Below are 18,566 nucleotides of genomic sequence, written 5' to 3'. Positions count from 1 at the left end.
CCATGATTACTTTCCTTAGATCTCACTTAGGTCAACAGAAGATCAAAAAGGCATTGTTGAAACCGGTTTCAGTATGTATCTTTACTTTATTGAAATCGGTTTCAGAGTGGCGGTTGCTTTTCTAATCCCAATCTTTTTCACGAACAACTTGTAGTGAGTAATGGTATGAACAACGAATTTCCGAACGATTTTTTATGGGGTGGTGCGGTTGCTGCGCATCAGCTAGAAGGCGGCTGGGATGCGAATGGTAAAGGTGTGAGTGTGGTCGATGTATTAACGGCAGGCGCTCATGGTGTACAACGTCGAATTACAGATGGTGTGATTGATGGTGAAAACTACCCAAACCAAGTGGCTGTTGATTTCTACCACCGTTACAAAGAAGACATTAAGTTATTCGCTGAGATGGGCTTTAAGTGTTTTAGAACCAGTATTGCTTGGACACGTATCTTCCCGAATGGCGATGAAGCCGAGCCGTGTGAGGCGGGATTAGCGTTTTATGACGATCTGTTTGATGAGCTGTTGAAATACGATATTCAGCCAGTAGTGACGCTGAGCCATTTTGAAATGCCTTATCACCTAGCCAAAGAATACGGCGGTTGGATGAACCGTAAAGTGATCGACTTCTTCGTTAAGTACTCGACCACAGTGATGGAACGCTACCAGCACAAGGTGAAGTACTGGATGACGTTTAACGAGATCAACAACCAGATGAATACCTCGGCGGATATCTTCGGTTGGTTATGCTCTGGCGTGAAGTTCCCACAATGCGAAAAGCCGCAACAAGCCATGTATCAAGCGGTTCACCACCAGTTTGTGGCGAGTGCTTTGGTGGTTAAGAAAGGTCACGAGATCAACCCAGATCTTCAAATTGGTGCGATGTGTGCGATGGTGCCTTTTTACCCTCGCTCTTCAAAGCCGGAAGACATTATGGTGGCACAGCAAGCGATGCGTGACCGTTATTTCTTCTCGGATGTAATGGTGCGTGGTCATTACCCAAATTACGCTAAGCGTGACTGGGCAATCAAAGGCTTTAACATTGAGATGCAACCTGAAGATGAGCAGATCCTAAAAGAAGGTAAGGCCGATTACTTAGGTTTTAGCTACTACATGTCGAATACCTTGGATTCTTCTTCGCATCAGTCGACTGAAGAGGCGATGGACGGCGGTCATGAGAACTCGGTTGATAACCCGTTCATCCAGTCTAGCGATTGGGGCTGGCCAATTGATCCAACGGGTTTACGTTTCTGTTTGGCTTCTCTGTATGAACGTTATGAAGTGCCATTGTTCATCGTTGAGAACGGTTTTGGCGCTGTTGATACCATTGAAGAAGATGGCAGCATTAATGACGACTACCGCATCGCTTACCTTGGCGACCACATCAAAGAGATGAAAAAAGCGGTTGCGATTGATGGCGTTGATCTCATGGGTTACACCCCTTGGGGCTGCATCGATTTGGTGTCGTTCACGACCGGTGAGATGAAAAAGCGCTACGGATTCATTTACGTAGATAAGCACAACGATCAATCCGGTACTTTAGATCGCAAACGTAAGAAGTCGTTCGAGTGGTATAAAGGCGTGATTGCATCTAACGGTGCCACTATTTAGAATGCCTTTCCCAGCGCAGTTATGTGAACTGTGAGCTGTCATTTTGCAATGAATTAGTCGGCCTATGTCGGCTAATTTTTTATAAAGGAAAAGAAGCGAATGGTAACCATGCTTGATGTCGCGAACCGCGCAGGCGTATCTAAATCGACCGTTTCTCGTGTCTTAAATGGCAAGAACATCGTGCGCCCAGATGTGGTGAAAAAGGTATTCGATGCGATTCAAAAAACAGGCTATCGACCAAACCTGTTGGCTCAGCAATTGGCGACCAAGAAGACCAACTTCATCGGTTTTGTAATCACCAATGACTTGTTCAATGGCCCTTACTTTTCTTCTTTGATGTATCACGCGGCTTCTTATAGCGAAAAGTCGAATCACCAGCTGGTGATCACCGATGGCAAACACAGCGCTGAAGACGAAAGAAAGGCAATCAACTTCCTGCTGGATATGAAGTGCGCGGGCATCATCATCTATCCACAGTGCTTAACCGAAAGTGAGATTGAAAAGGTCATCGAAAGCACTGACACACCGATTCTGGTACTCAACCGAGAAATGCCGTCGAAGCCCACTCATGCCATTACCACCGACCATTATCAGAGTGCTTGTTTGATGGTTGAATACATCATCGAGCAAGGCCATACAGACATTGCGGCGATTCGTGGTAAAGCCGGGTCTTCGACCGATGAACAGCGTTATAAAGCCTATCAAGATGTGCTAACCAAGCACGATATTGCATTGGATGAATCTAAAGTCGTTCAAGGTGATTGGACGATGGAGAGCGGTTATCATGCCGTTCAAGCCTTGGTAAAAAGCAAAGCAACGTTCACTGCTATCTTATCTGAAAACGATGATATGGCGATTGGTGCGATTAAAGCGCTAACTGAACTTGGTTACTCATTACCTAAAGATGTTTCTATCGTTGGTTTTGATAATAGTAAGGTGGGTGCGTTTTTAACGCCAAGCCTCACGTCTGTGAGTGTGCCATTGGAACAAATGATTCAAAAGGCAATCCTGCAAATTGTCGGTGAAACAGAGCAAGCGACCACTATCAATACCACTGGCAGTTTGGTGTTACGTGATTCGATAGCGAAGCTAAATTAGTACTGATTGAATTTCATATTTCACCTACAAAAAGTGACGAGCTGCGCATCTCTTAAATCAAGCGCAAACACTCTTTATTCACTGTTATTTGGATGTGCGATATTGCGTTTTTGGTCGATGAATTGACCATCATTAGTTAAGTTGTGTGAGATCAGTTTAGTAATGTAAAAATAGCTAAGTAATGTGAGAACAGGTAAGTAACGTGAAAACAGAAAAACAAAAAATGCTAGCAGGTGAACCATATCAGGCTTGGGATGAAGAGCTTTATTCAGCTCGAATTGAGTGTCGTAAGGTACTCCAAAGACTCAACAACAGTATTCCTGATACGTCTGAATGGAAGGCGGCAACTCAAGAGCTTATTCCTGGCTGTGAAAATGCGCATTTGGAGCCACCATTTCGTTGTGATTACGGCTCGAACATCAAGTTGGGCAAGAATTTTTACGCTAACTTCAATTGCGTGATCCTGGATGTAGCAGAAGTGACCATTGGCGACAATGTGTTGCTCGGGCCCAATGTACAGATTCTAACAGCTGGTCACCCATTAGATGTGAAAGGGCGTGTTGAAGAAGGCGTCGAGTTTGGCACACCGATTAACGTTGGCGACAATGTTTGGCTTGGTGGTGGTGTGATTATCTGCCCAGGTGTTACGATCGGTGAAAACAGTGTGATTGGCGCCGGAAGTGTGGTGACTAAAGACATTCCAGCGAATGTGGTTGCGGTGGGTAACCCATGCAAAGTGCTGAAAGCGATCGATAACGAGTAATAATCAGATTGAATAGATAAAGCCCGCGAACCTAGGCGTGCCGCGGGGCTTTTAAATCGAATTCGATAGCTGGTCAGTGTGCTTTCTAGTAACAGACTACTGGAACTGTACTTAAGCGATCTTAGTCATCTCGTTAAGTGTAAACGACGTAACACTGCCTTCCGTTGCTGCCATGTATTCAGCAAGGTGAGTATTGCCCATGTGTACTTGCCAAAGTTCACGAGACGTCCAGTTTTCATAGAAAGTGAAATGTGCTGGATTTTCATTGTCTTGGTGAAGGTCGTAGTTGATGCAGCCTTCTTCAGCGCGAGTAATATCAATCAGCTTTAGCAGCTCTGCTTTAACCAATTCGATTTTGTCTTCGTTAGCGACGATGTTTGCGACGATAGTTAGTTGAGTCATGTTCGTACCTATATTACTTTTCACCGAAATGGTGAGTTGTCTGTGTTTACAGCGCCACTCTTTGTTCATTGAGCTACAGTCTGTATCGATGGATAAATAATAGTAGGAATATTTGAAACGATAAACAGCGCCACATTTGAATTATTTTCAAAAATAAATTGATAATAACCTGGGGGTTATGTGCTACCAGGCGTAGGTAAAGAGTGTTTAAAAACCGCCCGCCCACGCATCAAAGTCATCAATGTTGTCGAGCTCTTCCTTGGTTCTTGGGGCTGGGTAATATGGCAGAGCCAATCTTTGAGCGGAAGGTTGCAGTTCCCAATCGGGCGTAATCTTGAGTCGTGTTAACTCATCGTTGAGGCGCACAAACATATAGTAACCATCGCTATGAGTATTGGCGTAACTTGCGACTGTAGCGATATCACCGGAAGGTAATTTTACGTCTCGACCCAGTGGATAGAGTTGGTGCAATGCGAAACTCACTTTGGGATCTTCAAGCTTGCCTTGCTTAAAGCGTTTTAATCCGATGGCGGTTGAAGTGGTGCGCGGCTTCCACCCCGTGAGGAATAATCCACTTAAGTTATCTTGGAACGGCTTACCCTTTCGATTGCCTTCATTGGTAATGAATTGAACCGTCAGCGTGTCTCCCGATTCTTGCAGGATTTCTAAAAACTGTTCACCAGTGCGATCGACCAAAAGCTTCATAAGATCCAGATACCATCAAGAATGAGAGACGATAAAGGGTACTACTATAGGGGAAGCTTGTGTAGGGACGATAAACGTTATGTAGCGTGAACAATGTTTCCGGTGTTGATCCTTACATGCCCCTTTGATGAACAACAGCTCTAGCGCTTACGTAAGTAATGCGTTTGCACTATCTCATCAAGGTACGTCGTGACGCCTTTCAACGTAAAATCGACAGGGGACACTAAGTCACCAAATAGCGGAGACCCACCACCAAGCAAGACAGGAATGGTCGAGATGATCAGCTCGTCAATCATGTCTTCTTTCAGGAAGTTTTGAATGGTGATGCCGCCATCGATGTACAAGTTCTTTAGGCCGTTGTTATTCAAATCCGCGACAATCTGTTTAAGCTCGCCCTTCATCAAAAATACCTTACCTTCAAGTTCTTGAGGTACTTCATTCAAAGTATTGCTAAGTACATAGACTGACTTGCTGTAAGGCCAATCGATACCAAAGCTCAACACCATATCCATTGTATTACGTCCCATGACCAGCGCATCGATACGATCGGTATGAGCGTTGTAACCCATGTCGTCACCGTCTGGATTTGGAATTGCTTGCAGCCAATCTAAGCCGCCTTGCTTGTCTGCAATGTAACCGTCAAGGCTGGTTGCGATAAATACAATATTTGACATTTTTAACTCCGATATCGATGAGAAACTTGGCATCTACACGATAATAAATTAAAATATTCTACAGTGTAGAAATAAAGTTTAAGAGGTGACGGTATGACTGTCAAGGATCAGAAACGAGGTAGACCAAAGAGTGGGTCAAGCCAACTCAGCGCCGAGAGAATTCTCACCATTGCCAAAAGCATGATGCGAGATAGTGGCAAAGTGCCAAGCATTCGAGGGTTGGCGACAGAACTCGGGGTCGATGCGATGGCCATATACCATTACTTCAAAAACAAAAACGAGCTGCTTGAGGCAATCACAGTTTCTTTGATTGAAGAAGTCGCGCAGCCAGAGCTGAATCAAGACTGGCGAGGTAATCTTTATCGGCTCAGTGTGAGTTACTTGTCGATGCTCAACGAATATAGAGGCTTGTTAGAGACCTTATTGACCATGAAATCCCTCGGGCCAATAGAAGTATTTAGTGAACGTTTTACAGCAGTGTTGAGCCCGTTATCGTTAACCGAAGAGCAAACCAAAAACGCGTTGGATTTGCTGGTTGATTATTTACACGGCTACGCTTTGGCGTTGAACTGCAACCCAGACCGAACTGAACTCACTATTGAAATGGTCGAAAAGCCGCTGAGTTTATACTGTTTGGCGCTCACTCAACTTAAGTGATCTGTAGGCCAATTTACCGACCTTTAAATTTATACTGGATAATTACCTATAAATTTCAGGCTTTAGCAGTAATAATCAATGAATAGATCGGAATAGCTTGTTCATTGAAAAGCTGTACGGAAAGTTTCTAAAGACGCCATCGTGAAAAGGAAGTCAGATACATGCCTGTGCTCCAACGCATCAGTTTAACGTTAATCTTAATCGCCGTTTTAGGTGGGTGTTCTTCACTTCCTGAAGGCATCGACCACCCTGCAGAACCGTACACCTCTTATGGACCAAGCACTTTGTCGGTTTTAGCGGATGAATATCAACCTCAAGCACTAGAGCAGGCGACTACCGCGGTTCGTCTGCAAGAGTCGGGTTGGGATGCTTTGGCACAGCGATTAGCACTGGTCGAAAGTGCTGAGCACACTATCGATATTCAATACTACATCTGGAACTCTGACGAATCGGGCCGCTATCTCGCTAGCCGTTTATTAGCCGCGGCTGAGCGTGGTGTTAAGGTGCGCGTAATGTTGGATGATATCAACCTCAACGAACGTGAAGGTTTGCTGTCGGCACTGGATGCGCACCCGAACGTCGAGATTCGTATCTTCAACCCAACGCCAACACGCCGTGGTTTCAGTAAATGGTTGAGCTTTGTCGGTGACTTTTCTCGTTTAAATCGCCGTATGCACAATAAGTCGTTTACCGTCGATGGTACTTTGTCTGTGGTAGGTGGACGTAATATTGGTGATGAATACTTCGATCTTTCTGACGAGATCAACTTCCGAGATCGTGATGTATTGGTGATGGGCACAGTGGTTACCACGATACAAACCAGCTTTATTGAGTATTGGGACAGTCGTTGGTCTTACCCTGTCGATATGTTGGGTGATGACGAACAACCGGATCTCTCGACGATTGATGATATAACCGTTCCACAATACAAAAACTATCCAGAGTTACCACTAAATCGTGAAGCGGCAGATAGCCTGTTGAAAGAGGTTCTTGACGAGATGACTTGGGTTAATGCTCGTTTTGCTTACGATCGTCCTGTGCCCGTCGATTCCGATAATACTGATCAACCGAAAGCAACGGCGGTTCTTTTAGGACAGCTTGCAAGTGAATCGAAACAAGAGATCTTGTTGGAATCGGCTTACCTTGTATTCGATGACGGTCAGCTTGAAGGGTGGCAGGTATTGAACAATAAGGGCGTTGAAATACAAGCGCTAACTAACTCTATGGCGTCTAATGATCTGGTGACTAATCACTCAGCTTACGCGGGTCGACGCTACGACATGTTAGAACATGGCATCGACCTGTTCGAGCTAAAACCAGAATCAAAGCTATGTGAAGCATCGACTCAAGATGTGTCCAAATGTGCGCCTCAGACGGCCTATGGCTTGCACGCAAAATCAGTTGTATTCGACCGCAGTATCGCAAGTATCGGCTCATTTAACTTCAACTTGCGCTCTACCTATCTCAATACTGAATCGGTTTTGATCATCGAGAATAAAGAGATTGCTGAAACGTTAGCAGAAACTATTAAGCAAGCAATGAGTGACGACAATAGCTGGCGTTTGGAACTGGAAGACGGTGATGTGTATTGGTATTCAGGCGATCAAAGCTGGGACAGCGAACCAGAAACGGGTAAGTGGGAACGAATGCAGTCAGGCTTCCTACAGTTGTTACCGATTGAGAAATATCTGTAAGCTAGCCGCCTCTGGAAAAATAAAAATGTCAGCGTATTGTACGCTGACATTTTTATTTGTGCTGCTGTTTGCTGTGGTTTGTCGCAAGCTCTTAACGGCTTAACGGCTTAACGGCTTAACGGCTTAACGGCTTAACGGCTTAACGTTTGGTCAGCTGCTTGCTGTTCAAGTAAGGCAGGATATGCGGGCGAGATTCGCCAGACAGCTTTTGAGTGATCTGTTGTGACCAACTGCTCTGCTTTTGGTTGCTTGAACGGCTTGCGTAGTAGCTCTGCATTGAATCATCGTAGCTGGCAATTTCATCTAGGCTCAGCGGTTGGTATTGGTTTTCGTGCATCACTACATGAGCAGGAAGGCGAGGCTTAACCTCTGGTTGCTGTGCCGGGTGACCTAAGCACATCCCGAACAATACGGCGGTGTGTTGTGGCAGTTCTAACAGTTCATCGACTTGTTGTGCGCTATTACGCAGCCCGCCAATGTACACGCCACCTAAACCAAGAGACTCAGCAGCCAGCATACAGTTTTGTGCCATGATGCCAGAGTCTACCGCGCCAATCAGGGTCAGTTCAGTGAAGTCGGTTTTCACTTCAGGGTTGATTTGAGCGTGGCGTTGATAGTCGATACAGAACACCAAAAACTCAGCCGCGTTCTCAACGTAAGCTTGGTTGCCTGCGTATTCGGCTAACAGTTTGCGCTTCTCTTTGTCTGTCACTCTCACGATAGAAACAGCCTGCAGTAAGCTGGATGATGAAGCCGCAAGACCAGCCTGAATAATCACATCAAGTTGTGCTTTTTCAATCGGTTGATTTGTATATTGACGAATGGAGCGGTGCCCCAGAATAGTTTCAATCGTGCTGTTCATAACTCTCAGACAGTCCTTGTGATGATGACGTAGAGATTCACAATAACGACAATTACCATGAGCGTAAAGGGTGTTTGAGTCTTTCTGGTTGGCGGAATGATATTCATGAATTCAAAAGGATTGCTCTCACAGCCAATCCTTTTTTGTACCGTTTCCTGCTAGAAGCTAGAAGCTAGAAGCTAGAAGCTAGAAGCTAGAAGCTAGAAGTTAGAATGGAACGCTCAAGAGTTCGCTTTAATGGCGAAGAGACAAAGTGATGAAGTGAACTCTGTTGGTCGAATAGCTGCCAGAAGGCTGAAATAGTCCTGAGTCAGCATTAATTTCACCATGGCCTAGATCTTGGTATTGGTAGCTCAATCCTAGATGTAAGTCATTGGATATCTTCTTCTCAGCGCCAAATCCGATACGCCACTGTTTATCGAGTGGGAGTAACACATCTCGGTTTTGACTGCTTAAAGGGCTCGTGTCACCGCTCAGTCCGCTGTACAGCAACCAATCCTCATAAGCGTATTCCACACCAACCCCAAGAGAATAGGTAGTTGAGTATTTGTCATCATAATCTTGCCATGTTTCGATGTTGGAGTTGAGTAGAAGGTTTAAGTCTTCATTTAATGAATGCTTCAACCCTAAGTTTAAGCTTCGAACCCACGTCAGTTCAGAGCTAATTCCAAAAGCGTTGGCGTTATCAAGGGAAAGGTCGTGATCAAATTGGCCCTGATAACTGACACCCAATTGTGTGTTGTCACTGATGTGGTGATTGAGACTCAAGCCGAACCCTAGGTCGAGGCTATCTCCTTGAAGCGCTCGACCATTCAATGCTTGAGTTTCAAGTGCTGCGTGCTGCAATATCAAAGAACCACCAAGAGACAGTTGTTCGCTAACTTGATATGACAATGACGACGTTAAGTTGAGTGCTGAAATGCTATTTTCTTTGATCAATAAAGCAGGGTGCGCGCCAACGCCGTGTGAGTATTCAACGCCAGTGCCGCCAGCTGCGTGCAATGCTGCGCCAACGACCCATTGGTCATTGAGCCTTGATGCGTAAGACAGGTGAGGGAGAACATCCGCGCTGCTTCCTGTGGTCGAAGCCGAGTTATCGTCACGGACAAAAGTGGTTTCAACATCGAGGTATTGAACGCCGAGAATCCAAGCGCTTTCTTCAATGGCCGATAACCCCGCAGCGTTGGTGATCACTGCGGATGCATCGTTCGCGGTTACGTTTCCTGCGCCTGCTGTGCCAACGCTTTTGGTAGTCGCAATCTGAGATAGGTTTAATCCTCCTGCGTGAGCAAGAGAGCTGACTATCGCTGTTACTAAAAGAGACAGTGTGATGAAAGGTGTTTTCAAGAATAGAACCTCATTTTCAGTGTATGAGTCATGTTTCCAGTAATTTGGGTGATGTTTCTAGCAGTTCGAGCCATGCTCTTAGAGAGAGAAGTCATTGCCTCGAGCGAACACTAAGAGCAGCGTGGCAATTGACTTGATCGACTTAATTGCCTTAGTTGGATTAATCGACGTAATTAACCAAATTGAGGCTAGAGTTTTTCAACTTGTGGAAGCGGATATTCATTGTCGAGAACGGCTTGAGTCGGCTCATACAGACGCATGTGAAGATAGAAGTCATCTTGAGGTGCAGGCAGCCAGTTACACGTGGGGTCGGACGGTTTTACATATTGAATGCATATTGGCAAGGTGCCGTCTTCTGCGTATTTCAGCTCATCCTTACGATTGGTTGAGATGGAATAGCGTTGAATGAAGTTCTCAACCATGAACAGGTTTTTAGCGTCGTACATGGTCAACGACCAAAAGGCGTCAGCGGGTGCATCGGCAGGCATGGTCATTCGATATTGATTGTCTCCCGACAGCTGCTCGCCATTCGAGTCCGTGTATCTATTTGGGTAGAGTGCTCGCTCTGGCACATTCAAACCAGCCGCACGCATATTGATGCTCGCTCGGCTCAGGTAATCATTTCCGTAGCGGCCTCCCTCGTACATCATCGACCAGCCATTATTGACATCGCCAATGCTTCGACCTGCGTATTGAATGATCTGTTGTGAAGACTCAATCGCGCGCATTAGCCCTTTTTTCTGTGCTGAAGATAGCGCTTTCGGGTTAAAGGGGGTCGATCCTCCAATACCAATTTGTTGGAATTGATCAACGATGGCAGCATCTTCTGGAATCGGGTTTTTACGTAGCTCACGGTCAATCAATGAATACCACTCTAACCCTTCAGGCCTCGCCATGGGTGGGATGCGACCTGTCGAAGCTTTGAGTTCTACGATGTCATGCTCTGCGCCGAGTTGATCGAGTGGGTAGCTGAGGAATTTATCGTGAGTAACCAGTGCGTCATCGAGATCTTGCTCGCCAAACACGCCCGTTCGTTGAATCAACCAAACCATAGGAGTGCGAGACTCTACGACGCGATCAATTCCCTCTGGCACTTCGCCAGCCCATCCTTTGTTGACCAAAAGCACTTTTGAACCTTGGTCGCCGACATTCTTCACGTGCAGATCTTCAATCGAATCTGAGTAAGCATCCAATAACTGAACAATGTAGTAACGGTTATCGGTGCGAGGAATATCAATCACCATTGGACCTGATAAATCCAGATCGTAATGAGCTTGTGAGTAGAGCGTATCGTTGTTGACGGTCGGTACAATTCTATCCTGAGGCCCAGATAGAACGCGTGTCTTACCCATCTCATTTAACGGTGCCATGGCGTTGTCCATTGGCGCGTCTACCGATGTGGTCGTTTGCCTAACCGCCGCCACAGTTAATGGACCCGTACCGTAGATAAATGCTTGAACACCTAAGTTGTAAGCGAGCTCTTCTTCAGGATTATTAGATTGTTGGGCAAGGGATGGCATCGCGATAATACTGGACAAAGAACACACTAAACTGGTCAGTACACTTTTCTTATAGAGCAGCTTTCTCATGGAACACCTTAGATCGTAGGAACAGAATTAGGCATTTATCATATGAGCAAGTGAGATTAAGGAGTGTAATAGCCGATATTAAGGATGTTAATAGTCTCTTTTAACCCTTCAAGTGGTTGTTTTAATTAACATTGATTTGGAGTGATGAAGCGACTCGACGACGTGTGCAGGTAGGGTGCCTGAGACGCTATTGTTTGATTGATTTTCGGTTGATATGTTGGCAAAAAAGTACGGGAATCGATATGAACACATCCACTTATCCTTTTAGCTTATTCATTAAAGCAGAAGGGGCTCAGTGCAATCTGGATTGTAGCTACTGCTATTATCTCAATAGACAAGATGTCGATAAGAGGTCTTCAATGTCTTTGGACATGATGGAGCAAATTGTCGGTGCTCATATCGACGCGCAGCCAATGAAAGATCAGCAAGTGGATTTTATCTGGCACGGTGGCGAGCCTATGTTAAGAGGGCTTGATTTCTATGAAACGGCGATGAAAGCACAGGCAAGCAAAGCGACGAAAAAGCGCGTCGTGAATACGATGCAGACCAATGGAACCATGATTAACGATCGCTGGGCGAGCTTCTTTGCTACACACAATTTTATGATGGGCATCAGTATCGATGGCCCCAATATTCTGAATGACATAGCTCGGATCGACAAAAATGGCGAGTCGTCTTTTGAACGCACAATGCGTGGGATGTCTTATCTAAAGAAGCACAATGTTGATTTTAATACGTTAACGGTCGTGAACAATAAAACCTACAAACACGGTAAAACGATCTATCAGTTTTTGGTTGAAAATGGCAGTGGTTATATGCAGTTTCAGCCTTGTATCGATCATGAGTTGGACAGGCGAACAGGGTATGATTGGTCGTTAACGGGAGAGCAATGGGGGCAATTTCTTTGCGACTTGTTTGATGCATGGAGCGCCAATGATGTCGGTAAAGTGTATATCCAGTTTTTTGAAAACTGTCTAATGGTGTTGATGGGTTACCAAAGCCAAATGTGCCATCACAGCGCGACTTGTGGACAGCAATTAATGGTTGAGCATGACGGCAATGTTTACAGTTGTGACCATTATGGGTACCAAGATCATCAACTGGGTACTGTGAATAGTGATAAGCTTGCAACCATGGCGAGCTCACCAGAACAAATAGCGTTTGGCACCAACAAATATCATGAACTGAACAGCACTTGTCGAGGTTGTGACTTTGTTGAGCTTTGCCAAGGTGGCTGCCCTAAGAATAGAATAGCAACAACCGAAGATGGCAGCGCGATGAATCATTTGTGCCAAGGGTATGAGATGTTTTTTCGTCACGCATTGCCCAAATTATTGCCAATGGTAGAAGCGATGAAAAAAGGGTATTCGCCAGCGTACTTCCCACTTTTCTAAATAACTTGGAGTCGGGCATGACCAGAGATCTAAACTTACTGCGGCTCATTTTGGTGCTTAATGAAACTCGTCAAACGGTGAGTGCAGCCAAAGCCTTGAACGTAAGTCAGCCGACGATCAGTGTCATGCTTCGTAAACTCAGAGAACAATTTGATGATGAATTGTTTGTTAGAGATAAAGCAAGGCTTGAACCCACCCCAAAATGCCTGAAGCTCATCGAAACCTTGCCTCTGCTATTAGAGCAGCTAGACAACCTTTACATACCTAATGATGAGTGGGGCTTGGAAGATTTAAGAGGGGAGGTTCAAATCATGTTGCCTTCCCCGTTGTTGATCCCAGTGGGTGTGCCATTAATCAAAAAGCTGACCAAAGAAGCGCCGCAAGTGACGTTTCAATGTTCACCTTGGTTAGATAACGGCGTCCAGTCTCTAGAGACCAACCGAATGTGTTGGGGAGTGAGCTATCTTCCTATGGACGTCAATAAAACCCTGACTGAGCGCCCAGTTGGCTTTGATAAGTTCATGTTGGTGCTAAGAGCTGACCACCCAATTCAAGGTAATTCCCTTGAGGACATTCTGAAATACCCACTCTGTATCAATATGATCCCTGGTTACATTCAGCCGTCCAAGACGGAAATGTTGATCAAAAAGTATGACTTAGATAAACACATCGCGCTCAGAAGCAACAATATGAATTTGATGCTAGAAGTCGTTAAGGACAGCAACTTCATCTATGTGACATCGTCGAAATGCCGCTATTTGCTTGATCACTCTTATCGCTGTATCGATCTACCGCCGGAACTGTTGAAAGACACCTATCGTCGAGAGTTGGCATTGTTTACTCATCAAGCAAACCGCAATAACCCGTTCACTGATTGGCTTCAAAAAGAAATTACGTCGATTATTCAATCCTAGTGTCACGCTACTCTTCCATCTAAATAACGCCTACTTCTCGCAGCCACTATTAAGAATCGTAATAGTGGCTATCAAGCCATTTTTGGCGTCTTTCTTATACCATTTACCTCAACAATGGTTCGCTGAGACATGCACAATTTTCGTTGTGACTTCAGCGATTTACTCATAGTGAATGAGGGTTATAAATGTATAAGTCTTTTGTTAAATCCGCTCTGGCGCTTTCGGTACTGGCGAGCGTCAATGTACATGCAGCGAGCCAACCCAATGTGGTTGCCATCATGCTCGATGATGTGAGCCCAACAGATCTGTCTGCCTACCACCGTGGTTTAGGCGCGGTGGATACGCCCAACATTGATCGAATTGCCGAACGCGGCATGATGGTCAGCGATTACTACGCACAAGGCAGCTCTACCGCGGGGCGCTCTGCCTTTATCACGGGTCAATATCCTTTCCGAACAGGTTTAACGTCTGTCGGTCAGCCGGGTTCTTCACTTGGCCTTCAAAAAGAAGATCCAACCCTAGCCGAAATGTTGAAAGACAAAGGCTATGCGACCGTGCATGTCGGTAAAAGTCACTTAGGCGATAACAATAGTCACTTGCCAACGGTGCACGGCTTTGATGAATTTTTCGGTTTCCTTTACCACCTTAATGTTATGGAGATGCCTGAACAGCCGGAATTCCCAACAGACCCTAATTTCAGAGGTCGCCCTCGTAATGTTCTCCACACCATAGCTACCGAGAGTGTGGACATGCAAGAAGACCCAAGGTTTGGTGTGGTTGGAAAGCAAACGATTGAAGATAAAGGTCTTTTAGGCGCTAAACGCATGCAAACCGTTGATGGCGAATTTTTGGAGTTTGCTACGAATTGGCTTGATAGACATGAAGCAGAGAAAGATGAACAACCTTACTTCATGTGGTACAACCCGACTCGTATGCATCAAAAAACACACGTGCGTCCTGAGTACCAAGGCGCGAGCCAAATTAACACCTACTACGATGGCTTGATCGAACTTGATGACCAGATCGGTGTGCTGCTCGATAAGCTTGAAGACTTGGGTGAAATCGACAACACCATCATTCTCTTCACATCTGACAATGGCGTAAACCTAGATCACTGGCCTGATTCCGGTTCTGCCTCATTCAGAGGACAAAAAGGCACGACATGGGATGGCGGTTTCCGTGTGCCTATGCTGGTCAGCTGGCCGGATAAAATTCCTCAAGGTGAATACACAGATGGCTTCATGACTTCTGAAGACTGGGTGCCAACCATTATGGCTGCAGTGGGTGAAGGCGACATTAAACAAGAATTGCTTGATGGAAAAGAGTTAAACGGCGAGCGTTATCAAGTTCACTTGGATGGTTATAACCAACTGGATATGTTGACCAAAGGCGAGCCGAGTCAACGTCATGAGTTCTTCTTCTACAACGAGCAAGATTTGAATGCCTTCCGAGTTGATGATTGGAAAGTGCACCTAAAAACCAAAACGGAGTGGATTGCGCCGCCTGAAGAGTGGCCACTAGGGATGCTGATTAACATCAAGGCCGATCCTTACGAGCGTAGCCCTGATACTCGAGGTTGGTTCTTATGGATGAAAGAGAAGTCTTGGGTATTACCAAAGCTGCAAAAATCAGCCGCGGAATATCAGAAGTCACTCAAAGCGTTTCCACCAAGACAGAAAGCCGGTGGTATTGGTATGGCAGACAAATCAGTGGTTGCTGACTAACGCCAATACAGTGAATTCAGGTGTGCTGTAACAAGCACACCTTACATATTGCTTTTAGTTGGGACATTAAATGATGAAAAAGAACATACTTGCGACAGCACTGGCTTGTGCTTTCATGGTTGCACTTCCGCCTACGGTACTCGCGAGCCAATCCGTGGACGCGACGAGCGCTGCTTTGATGAAAAAAACAGCTATGGCAACAAAAACAACCATGACGACAAACGCAGCTTTAGTAACAAAAACAGCAATGGAGATAAAGACGGAAACTCTACCCGTTGAGATGGCGAACTTAGCGTCGCTCAAAAAGGATAATCAGTTATTGGCACAATTTGCCTACGAGTACGCGTACTCAATAGATGAAGCCTACAAATACTTTTACAAAACCGTCGTTGAGCAAGATTACCCTTTGAATCGATTCCAAAATATTCGAATACTTGCTGACGACACTTACACTGCGCACCCGACGATTAACAATGACACGTTACACTTGATGGGGTGGATGGACCTAGCTGCAGAGCCTGTCATCGTCACGATTCCAGACCATGATGACAATCGATACTGGTTGTTCCATACCATGAATATGCAGCATTTTACTGACTCGGCTTTTGGCTCTCCACAGCGAGGCACAAAAGGCGGCAGTTTCATGTATGCAGTTGAAGGATGGAAAGGTGAAGTGCCTGCGAGTGTCGACCAAGTCATCTATGTCGAGCATCCGCTGGTCAAGATGATGGGTCGAGTCATGGACCTTGGTGGTGACGATTCTGCAACTGCTCAAAAGTTAATGGATCAATGGAATATTAGGACGTTGTCGGAATACTTAGGTCAGAAAGGGCCAGTTCCTGTTGAGCGCGAGTATCCCGATCCTGAAGACTCTAATTGGGTCGAGCGAACCAATTTCATTTTGTCTGAAGGAACAATGAAGGCGCATGATCAAAAGCTGCTTGAACTGTTCGAGTACATTGGCTTGGGAGATTTTGAATTAGGCAAAGCCAATCATCCATTTACGACAGAGCAGCTTCGTATGATCGAGTCTGGTCAAAAAGATGGACTGGAGCGAATTATTAATGCGGGCTTTGATGACTCACGTGACGTATTGGGCACTCGCGATGAAATGACTAAGGTTCCAAGCTTTCAGCACGCCTACGGCACCTTAATGGGTCAATGGGGGCTGCCTGCAAAGCACACTATGTATAGCGGTGACTTCTTCGATAGTGAAGGTGGTGCGCTCGACGGTAGTAAGTATGATTACACGGTGACCTTCGATGCGCCACCGCTAGAAGAGGGTGGTTTTTGGTCATACACGGCTTACAGTGGTGAAACCCGATTGATGGAGAAAAACGAGTTAAACCGTCATTCCCGTGGAGACAGAACGCTAACGTCTAATGCTGATGGCAGTTACACCATTTACATGAGTAGCGATGTAAAAGGGCATGAAGATGATCCTAACTTCTTACCTATCCCCGATCACCAATGGTATTCAGTGTTACGCATGTACACGCCCGGTGAAGAGGTAAGAACAGATAAATGGAAATCGACCCCATTAACCAAGGTCAAAAAATCTACGATAAAGTGATGACTTAAACTGCCTGTTTAAGGTTTTGTTTATCATCGATTAATGCCAGCTGCTATGCCGCTGGCATTTTATTATTGAGTGAAACTTGCTTCGAAATAGGCACTAAATGCTCAGAACTGTCGGATAAAATAGGGCATACTGGATGCAATATATAGACCAAAGAAAGTAACCACGCGCATGAATCCGATCTGCCTCAACGACTCTTTTTCTCTTCCTAATGGCCAAGTGATCAAAAATCGCCTGTTCAAATCAGCAATGAGTGAACAGCTAGGTGATAAACACCATAACCCTAAGCAAGGTTTAGTCACGCTTTACCAGCGTTGGGCTCAAGGAGGAATTGGCCTATCCATGACGGGCAACGTGATGGTCGATAGAGGCGCACTTGGTGAACCTAAAAACGTTGTGTTGGATGAACACAGTGACTTAACTGTATTTCGTGAGTGGGCGAAGGCTGGAACACAGAGTGGTTCTCAGATATGGATGCAACTGAATCATCCTGGTAAGCAAATTCCTAAGTTCTTATGCGATAGCCCGGTTGCTCCTTCGGCTATCTCTTTAGAGCGTGGATTAGAAAAAGGCTTCAATAGGCCACGAGCTCTGACTGAGACGGAAATAATCGCAATCATTGATAAATTCGCGCTGAGTGCAAAGCTTTCAAAACAAGCGGGTTTTACTGGTGTGCAGATCCACGGTGCTCATGGTTATCTTGTCAGTCAGTTTTTATCTTCGAGACACAATCAACGTCAAGACAAATGGGGTGGGTCACTTGAAAACAGACTTCGTTTTGTACTTGAGGTTTATCGCGCGATTCGAAAAGAGGTCGGTGACGATTTCCCTGTCGGGATTAAGCTTAACAGCGCCGACTTCATGAAAGGTGGCTTCACTGAAGAAGAGTCGATGCAGGTTGTGCAAACACTGAGTGATAACGGTATCGACCTGATTGAGATCTCCGGCGGCACCTATGAAAGCCCATCAATGATGGGGTCGAAAAACAAAGCCGAGCCATTGAAGTCCAGCACAGTAAAACGTGAAGCGTATTTTATGGATTACATGGTTAAGGCGAGAAAGCTCGTGAGCACGCCGCTGGTGGTCACGGGAGGTTTTCGAACCGCGCAAGCAATGAATGAAGCATTAAACACCTCGGCGACCGATTTTATTGGTATTGCGCGTACGATGGCGGTTGATCCAGATTTCCCTAACAAGTTAATTAAAAACCCTAGCCACGGCATGCCGTTAACGGTGCCGACCACAGGAAAGCCCGCTTTAGACAAAATGGCGATGGTAGGACTCGTTTGGTATGAACATCAGATGTGGCGCATCGCTTCTGGCAAGAACGCCGACCCTAAATTAAGCGCATTAGGTGTGGTGGCAAAAACAATTCTCAGCGCCGGCTGGCACACTTTCAAGAAGCGCAGAGCGTAAACAACAACGGAATTTCAACTCGAACTTTTTGGGAACGAACATTTTTGTAAAGAACGTATTATCATGTTCCTAACGTAGGCTGTTGAATCGAGTTACGTGGAAAGCCGCTATGAATTAAAAAAGCCACTGCATTGAGTGGCTCT

16 protein-coding genes are annotated in these 18,566 nt (G+C 45.6%); 10 read left to right on the top strand and 6 right to left on the bottom strand.

Going from position 1 to position 18,566, the window contains the following annotated elements; translation table 11 throughout:
- Window positions 1-165 precede the first annotated feature (165 nt).
- The 3 genes from AC3CID_RS22805 (at window position 166) to AC3CID_RS22795 (ending at window position 3,466) form a co-directional block, all read left to right on the top strand.
- Window positions 166-1,605 (top strand): 6-phospho-beta-glucosidase, encoded by a 1,440-nt coding sequence (locus AC3CID_RS22805; RefSeq protein WP_488527539.1) that lies wholly within the window; start codon window positions 166-168, stop codon window positions 1,603-1,605.
- A gap of 99 nt (window positions 1,606-1,704) precedes the next feature.
- Window positions 1,705-2,703: a LacI family DNA-binding transcriptional regulator gene (locus tag AC3CID_RS22800; protein WP_488527538.1), complete on the top strand. Its 999-nt coding sequence runs from the start codon at window positions 1,705-1,707 to the stop codon at window positions 2,701-2,703.
- A 202-nt stretch (window positions 2,704-2,905) separates the two neighbouring features.
- Window positions 2,906-3,466 carry a sugar O-acetyltransferase gene (locus AC3CID_RS22795; protein WP_428782937.1) on the top strand — a complete coding sequence of 187 codons (561 nt, stop codon included), beginning with the start codon at window positions 2,906-2,908 and terminating at the stop codon, window positions 3,464-3,466.
- Window positions 3,467-3,577: 111 nt separating this feature from the next.
- Here the strand turns inward: AC3CID_RS22795 and AC3CID_RS22790 are convergent, their stop codons facing one another.
- The 3 genes from AC3CID_RS22790 to AC3CID_RS22780 form a co-directional block, all read right to left on the bottom strand.
- Complete coding sequence (locus AC3CID_RS22790; RefSeq protein WP_114634517.1) at window positions 3,578-3,868, bottom strand: putative quinol monooxygenase; 291 nt, start codon at window positions 3,866-3,868, stop codon at window positions 3,578-3,580.
- A gap of 207 nt (window positions 3,869-4,075) precedes the next feature.
- The gene (locus AC3CID_RS22785) at window positions 4,076-4,573 is read right to left on the bottom strand and encodes a hypothetical protein (protein WP_488527537.1); all 498 of its coding nucleotides are present in this window, start codon (window positions 4,571-4,573) and stop codon (window positions 4,076-4,078) included.
- Window positions 4,574-4,713: 140 nt separating this feature from the next.
- Entirely contained in the window at window positions 4,714-5,280 is a 567-nt protein-coding gene (locus AC3CID_RS22780) for a dihydrofolate reductase family protein (RefSeq protein ID WP_488527536.1), read from the bottom strand.
- A 60-nt stretch (window positions 5,281-5,340) separates the two neighbouring features.
- Here AC3CID_RS22780 and AC3CID_RS22775 point away from each other — a divergent pair, with 60 nt between their 5' ends.
- Both AC3CID_RS22775 and AC3CID_RS22770 read left to right on the top strand, forming a co-directional pair.
- On the top strand, window positions 5,341-5,904 hold the full coding sequence (locus AC3CID_RS22775; protein ID WP_146455082.1) for a TetR/AcrR family transcriptional regulator: 564 nt from the start codon (window positions 5,341-5,343) through the stop codon (window positions 5,902-5,904).
- A gap of 161 nt (window positions 5,905-6,065) precedes the next feature.
- Complete coding sequence (locus AC3CID_RS22770) at window positions 6,066-7,598, top strand: phospholipase D family protein (protein WP_488527535.1); 1,533 nt, start codon at window positions 6,066-6,068, stop codon at window positions 7,596-7,598.
- Between the two features lie 139 nt (window positions 7,599-7,737).
- Here AC3CID_RS22770 and nfsA read toward each other — a convergent pair whose 3' ends face one another.
- From nfsA to AC3CID_RS22755, 3 genes are all read right to left on the bottom strand, one after another.
- On the bottom strand, window positions 7,738-8,460 hold the full coding sequence (gene nfsA / locus AC3CID_RS22765; protein WP_012600115.1) for an oxygen-insensitive NADPH nitroreductase: 723 nt from the start codon (window positions 8,458-8,460) through the stop codon (window positions 7,738-7,740).
- A 234-nt stretch (window positions 8,461-8,694) separates the two neighbouring features.
- Window positions 8,695-9,807: an OmpP1/FadL family transporter gene (locus AC3CID_RS22760; protein ID WP_488527534.1), complete on the bottom strand. Its 1,113-nt coding sequence runs from the start codon at window positions 9,805-9,807 to the stop codon at window positions 8,695-8,697.
- A 188-nt stretch (window positions 9,808-9,995) separates the two neighbouring features.
- The gene (locus tag AC3CID_RS22755; RefSeq protein WP_488527533.1) at window positions 9,996-11,396 is read right to left on the bottom strand and encodes a DUF1254 domain-containing protein; all 1,401 of its coding nucleotides are present in this window, start codon (window positions 11,394-11,396) and stop codon (window positions 9,996-9,998) included.
- 242 nt (window positions 11,397-11,638) lie between these two features.
- Here AC3CID_RS22755 and AC3CID_RS22750 point away from each other — a divergent pair, with 242 nt between their 5' ends.
- From AC3CID_RS22750 to AC3CID_RS22730, 5 genes are all read left to right on the top strand, one after another.
- A complete protein-coding gene (locus AC3CID_RS22750) occupies window positions 11,639-12,790 on the top strand; it encodes an anaerobic sulfatase maturase (protein WP_488527532.1) in 1,152 nt (383 codons plus the stop codon).
- Between the two features lie 17 nt (window positions 12,791-12,807).
- On the top strand, window positions 12,808-13,704 hold the full coding sequence (locus tag AC3CID_RS22745; RefSeq protein WP_488527531.1) for a LysR family transcriptional regulator: 897 nt from the start codon (window positions 12,808-12,810) through the stop codon (window positions 13,702-13,704).
- 185 nt (window positions 13,705-13,889) lie between these two features.
- A complete protein-coding gene (locus tag AC3CID_RS22740; protein WP_488527530.1) occupies window positions 13,890-15,428 on the top strand; it encodes a sulfatase-like hydrolase/transferase in 1,539 nt (512 codons plus the stop codon).
- Between the two features lie 70 nt (window positions 15,429-15,498).
- Window positions 15,499-17,001 carry a DUF1254 domain-containing protein gene (locus tag AC3CID_RS22735; protein ID WP_488527529.1) on the top strand — a complete coding sequence of 501 codons (1,503 nt, stop codon included), beginning with the start codon at window positions 15,499-15,501 and terminating at the stop codon, window positions 16,999-17,001.
- Window positions 17,002-17,178: 177 nt separating this feature from the next.
- Window positions 17,179-18,423, top strand: coding sequence for an NADH:flavin oxidoreductase/NADH oxidase family protein (locus AC3CID_RS22730; RefSeq protein ID WP_488527528.1), 1,245 nt, complete (start codon window positions 17,179-17,181; stop codon window positions 18,421-18,423).
- Window positions 18,424-18,566: the final 143 nt, after the last annotated feature.

It is taken from the genome of Vibrio sp. QJM3NY_21, assembly GCF_057785975.1.
This window is presented reverse-complemented; position numbering and strand designations above follow the sequence as displayed.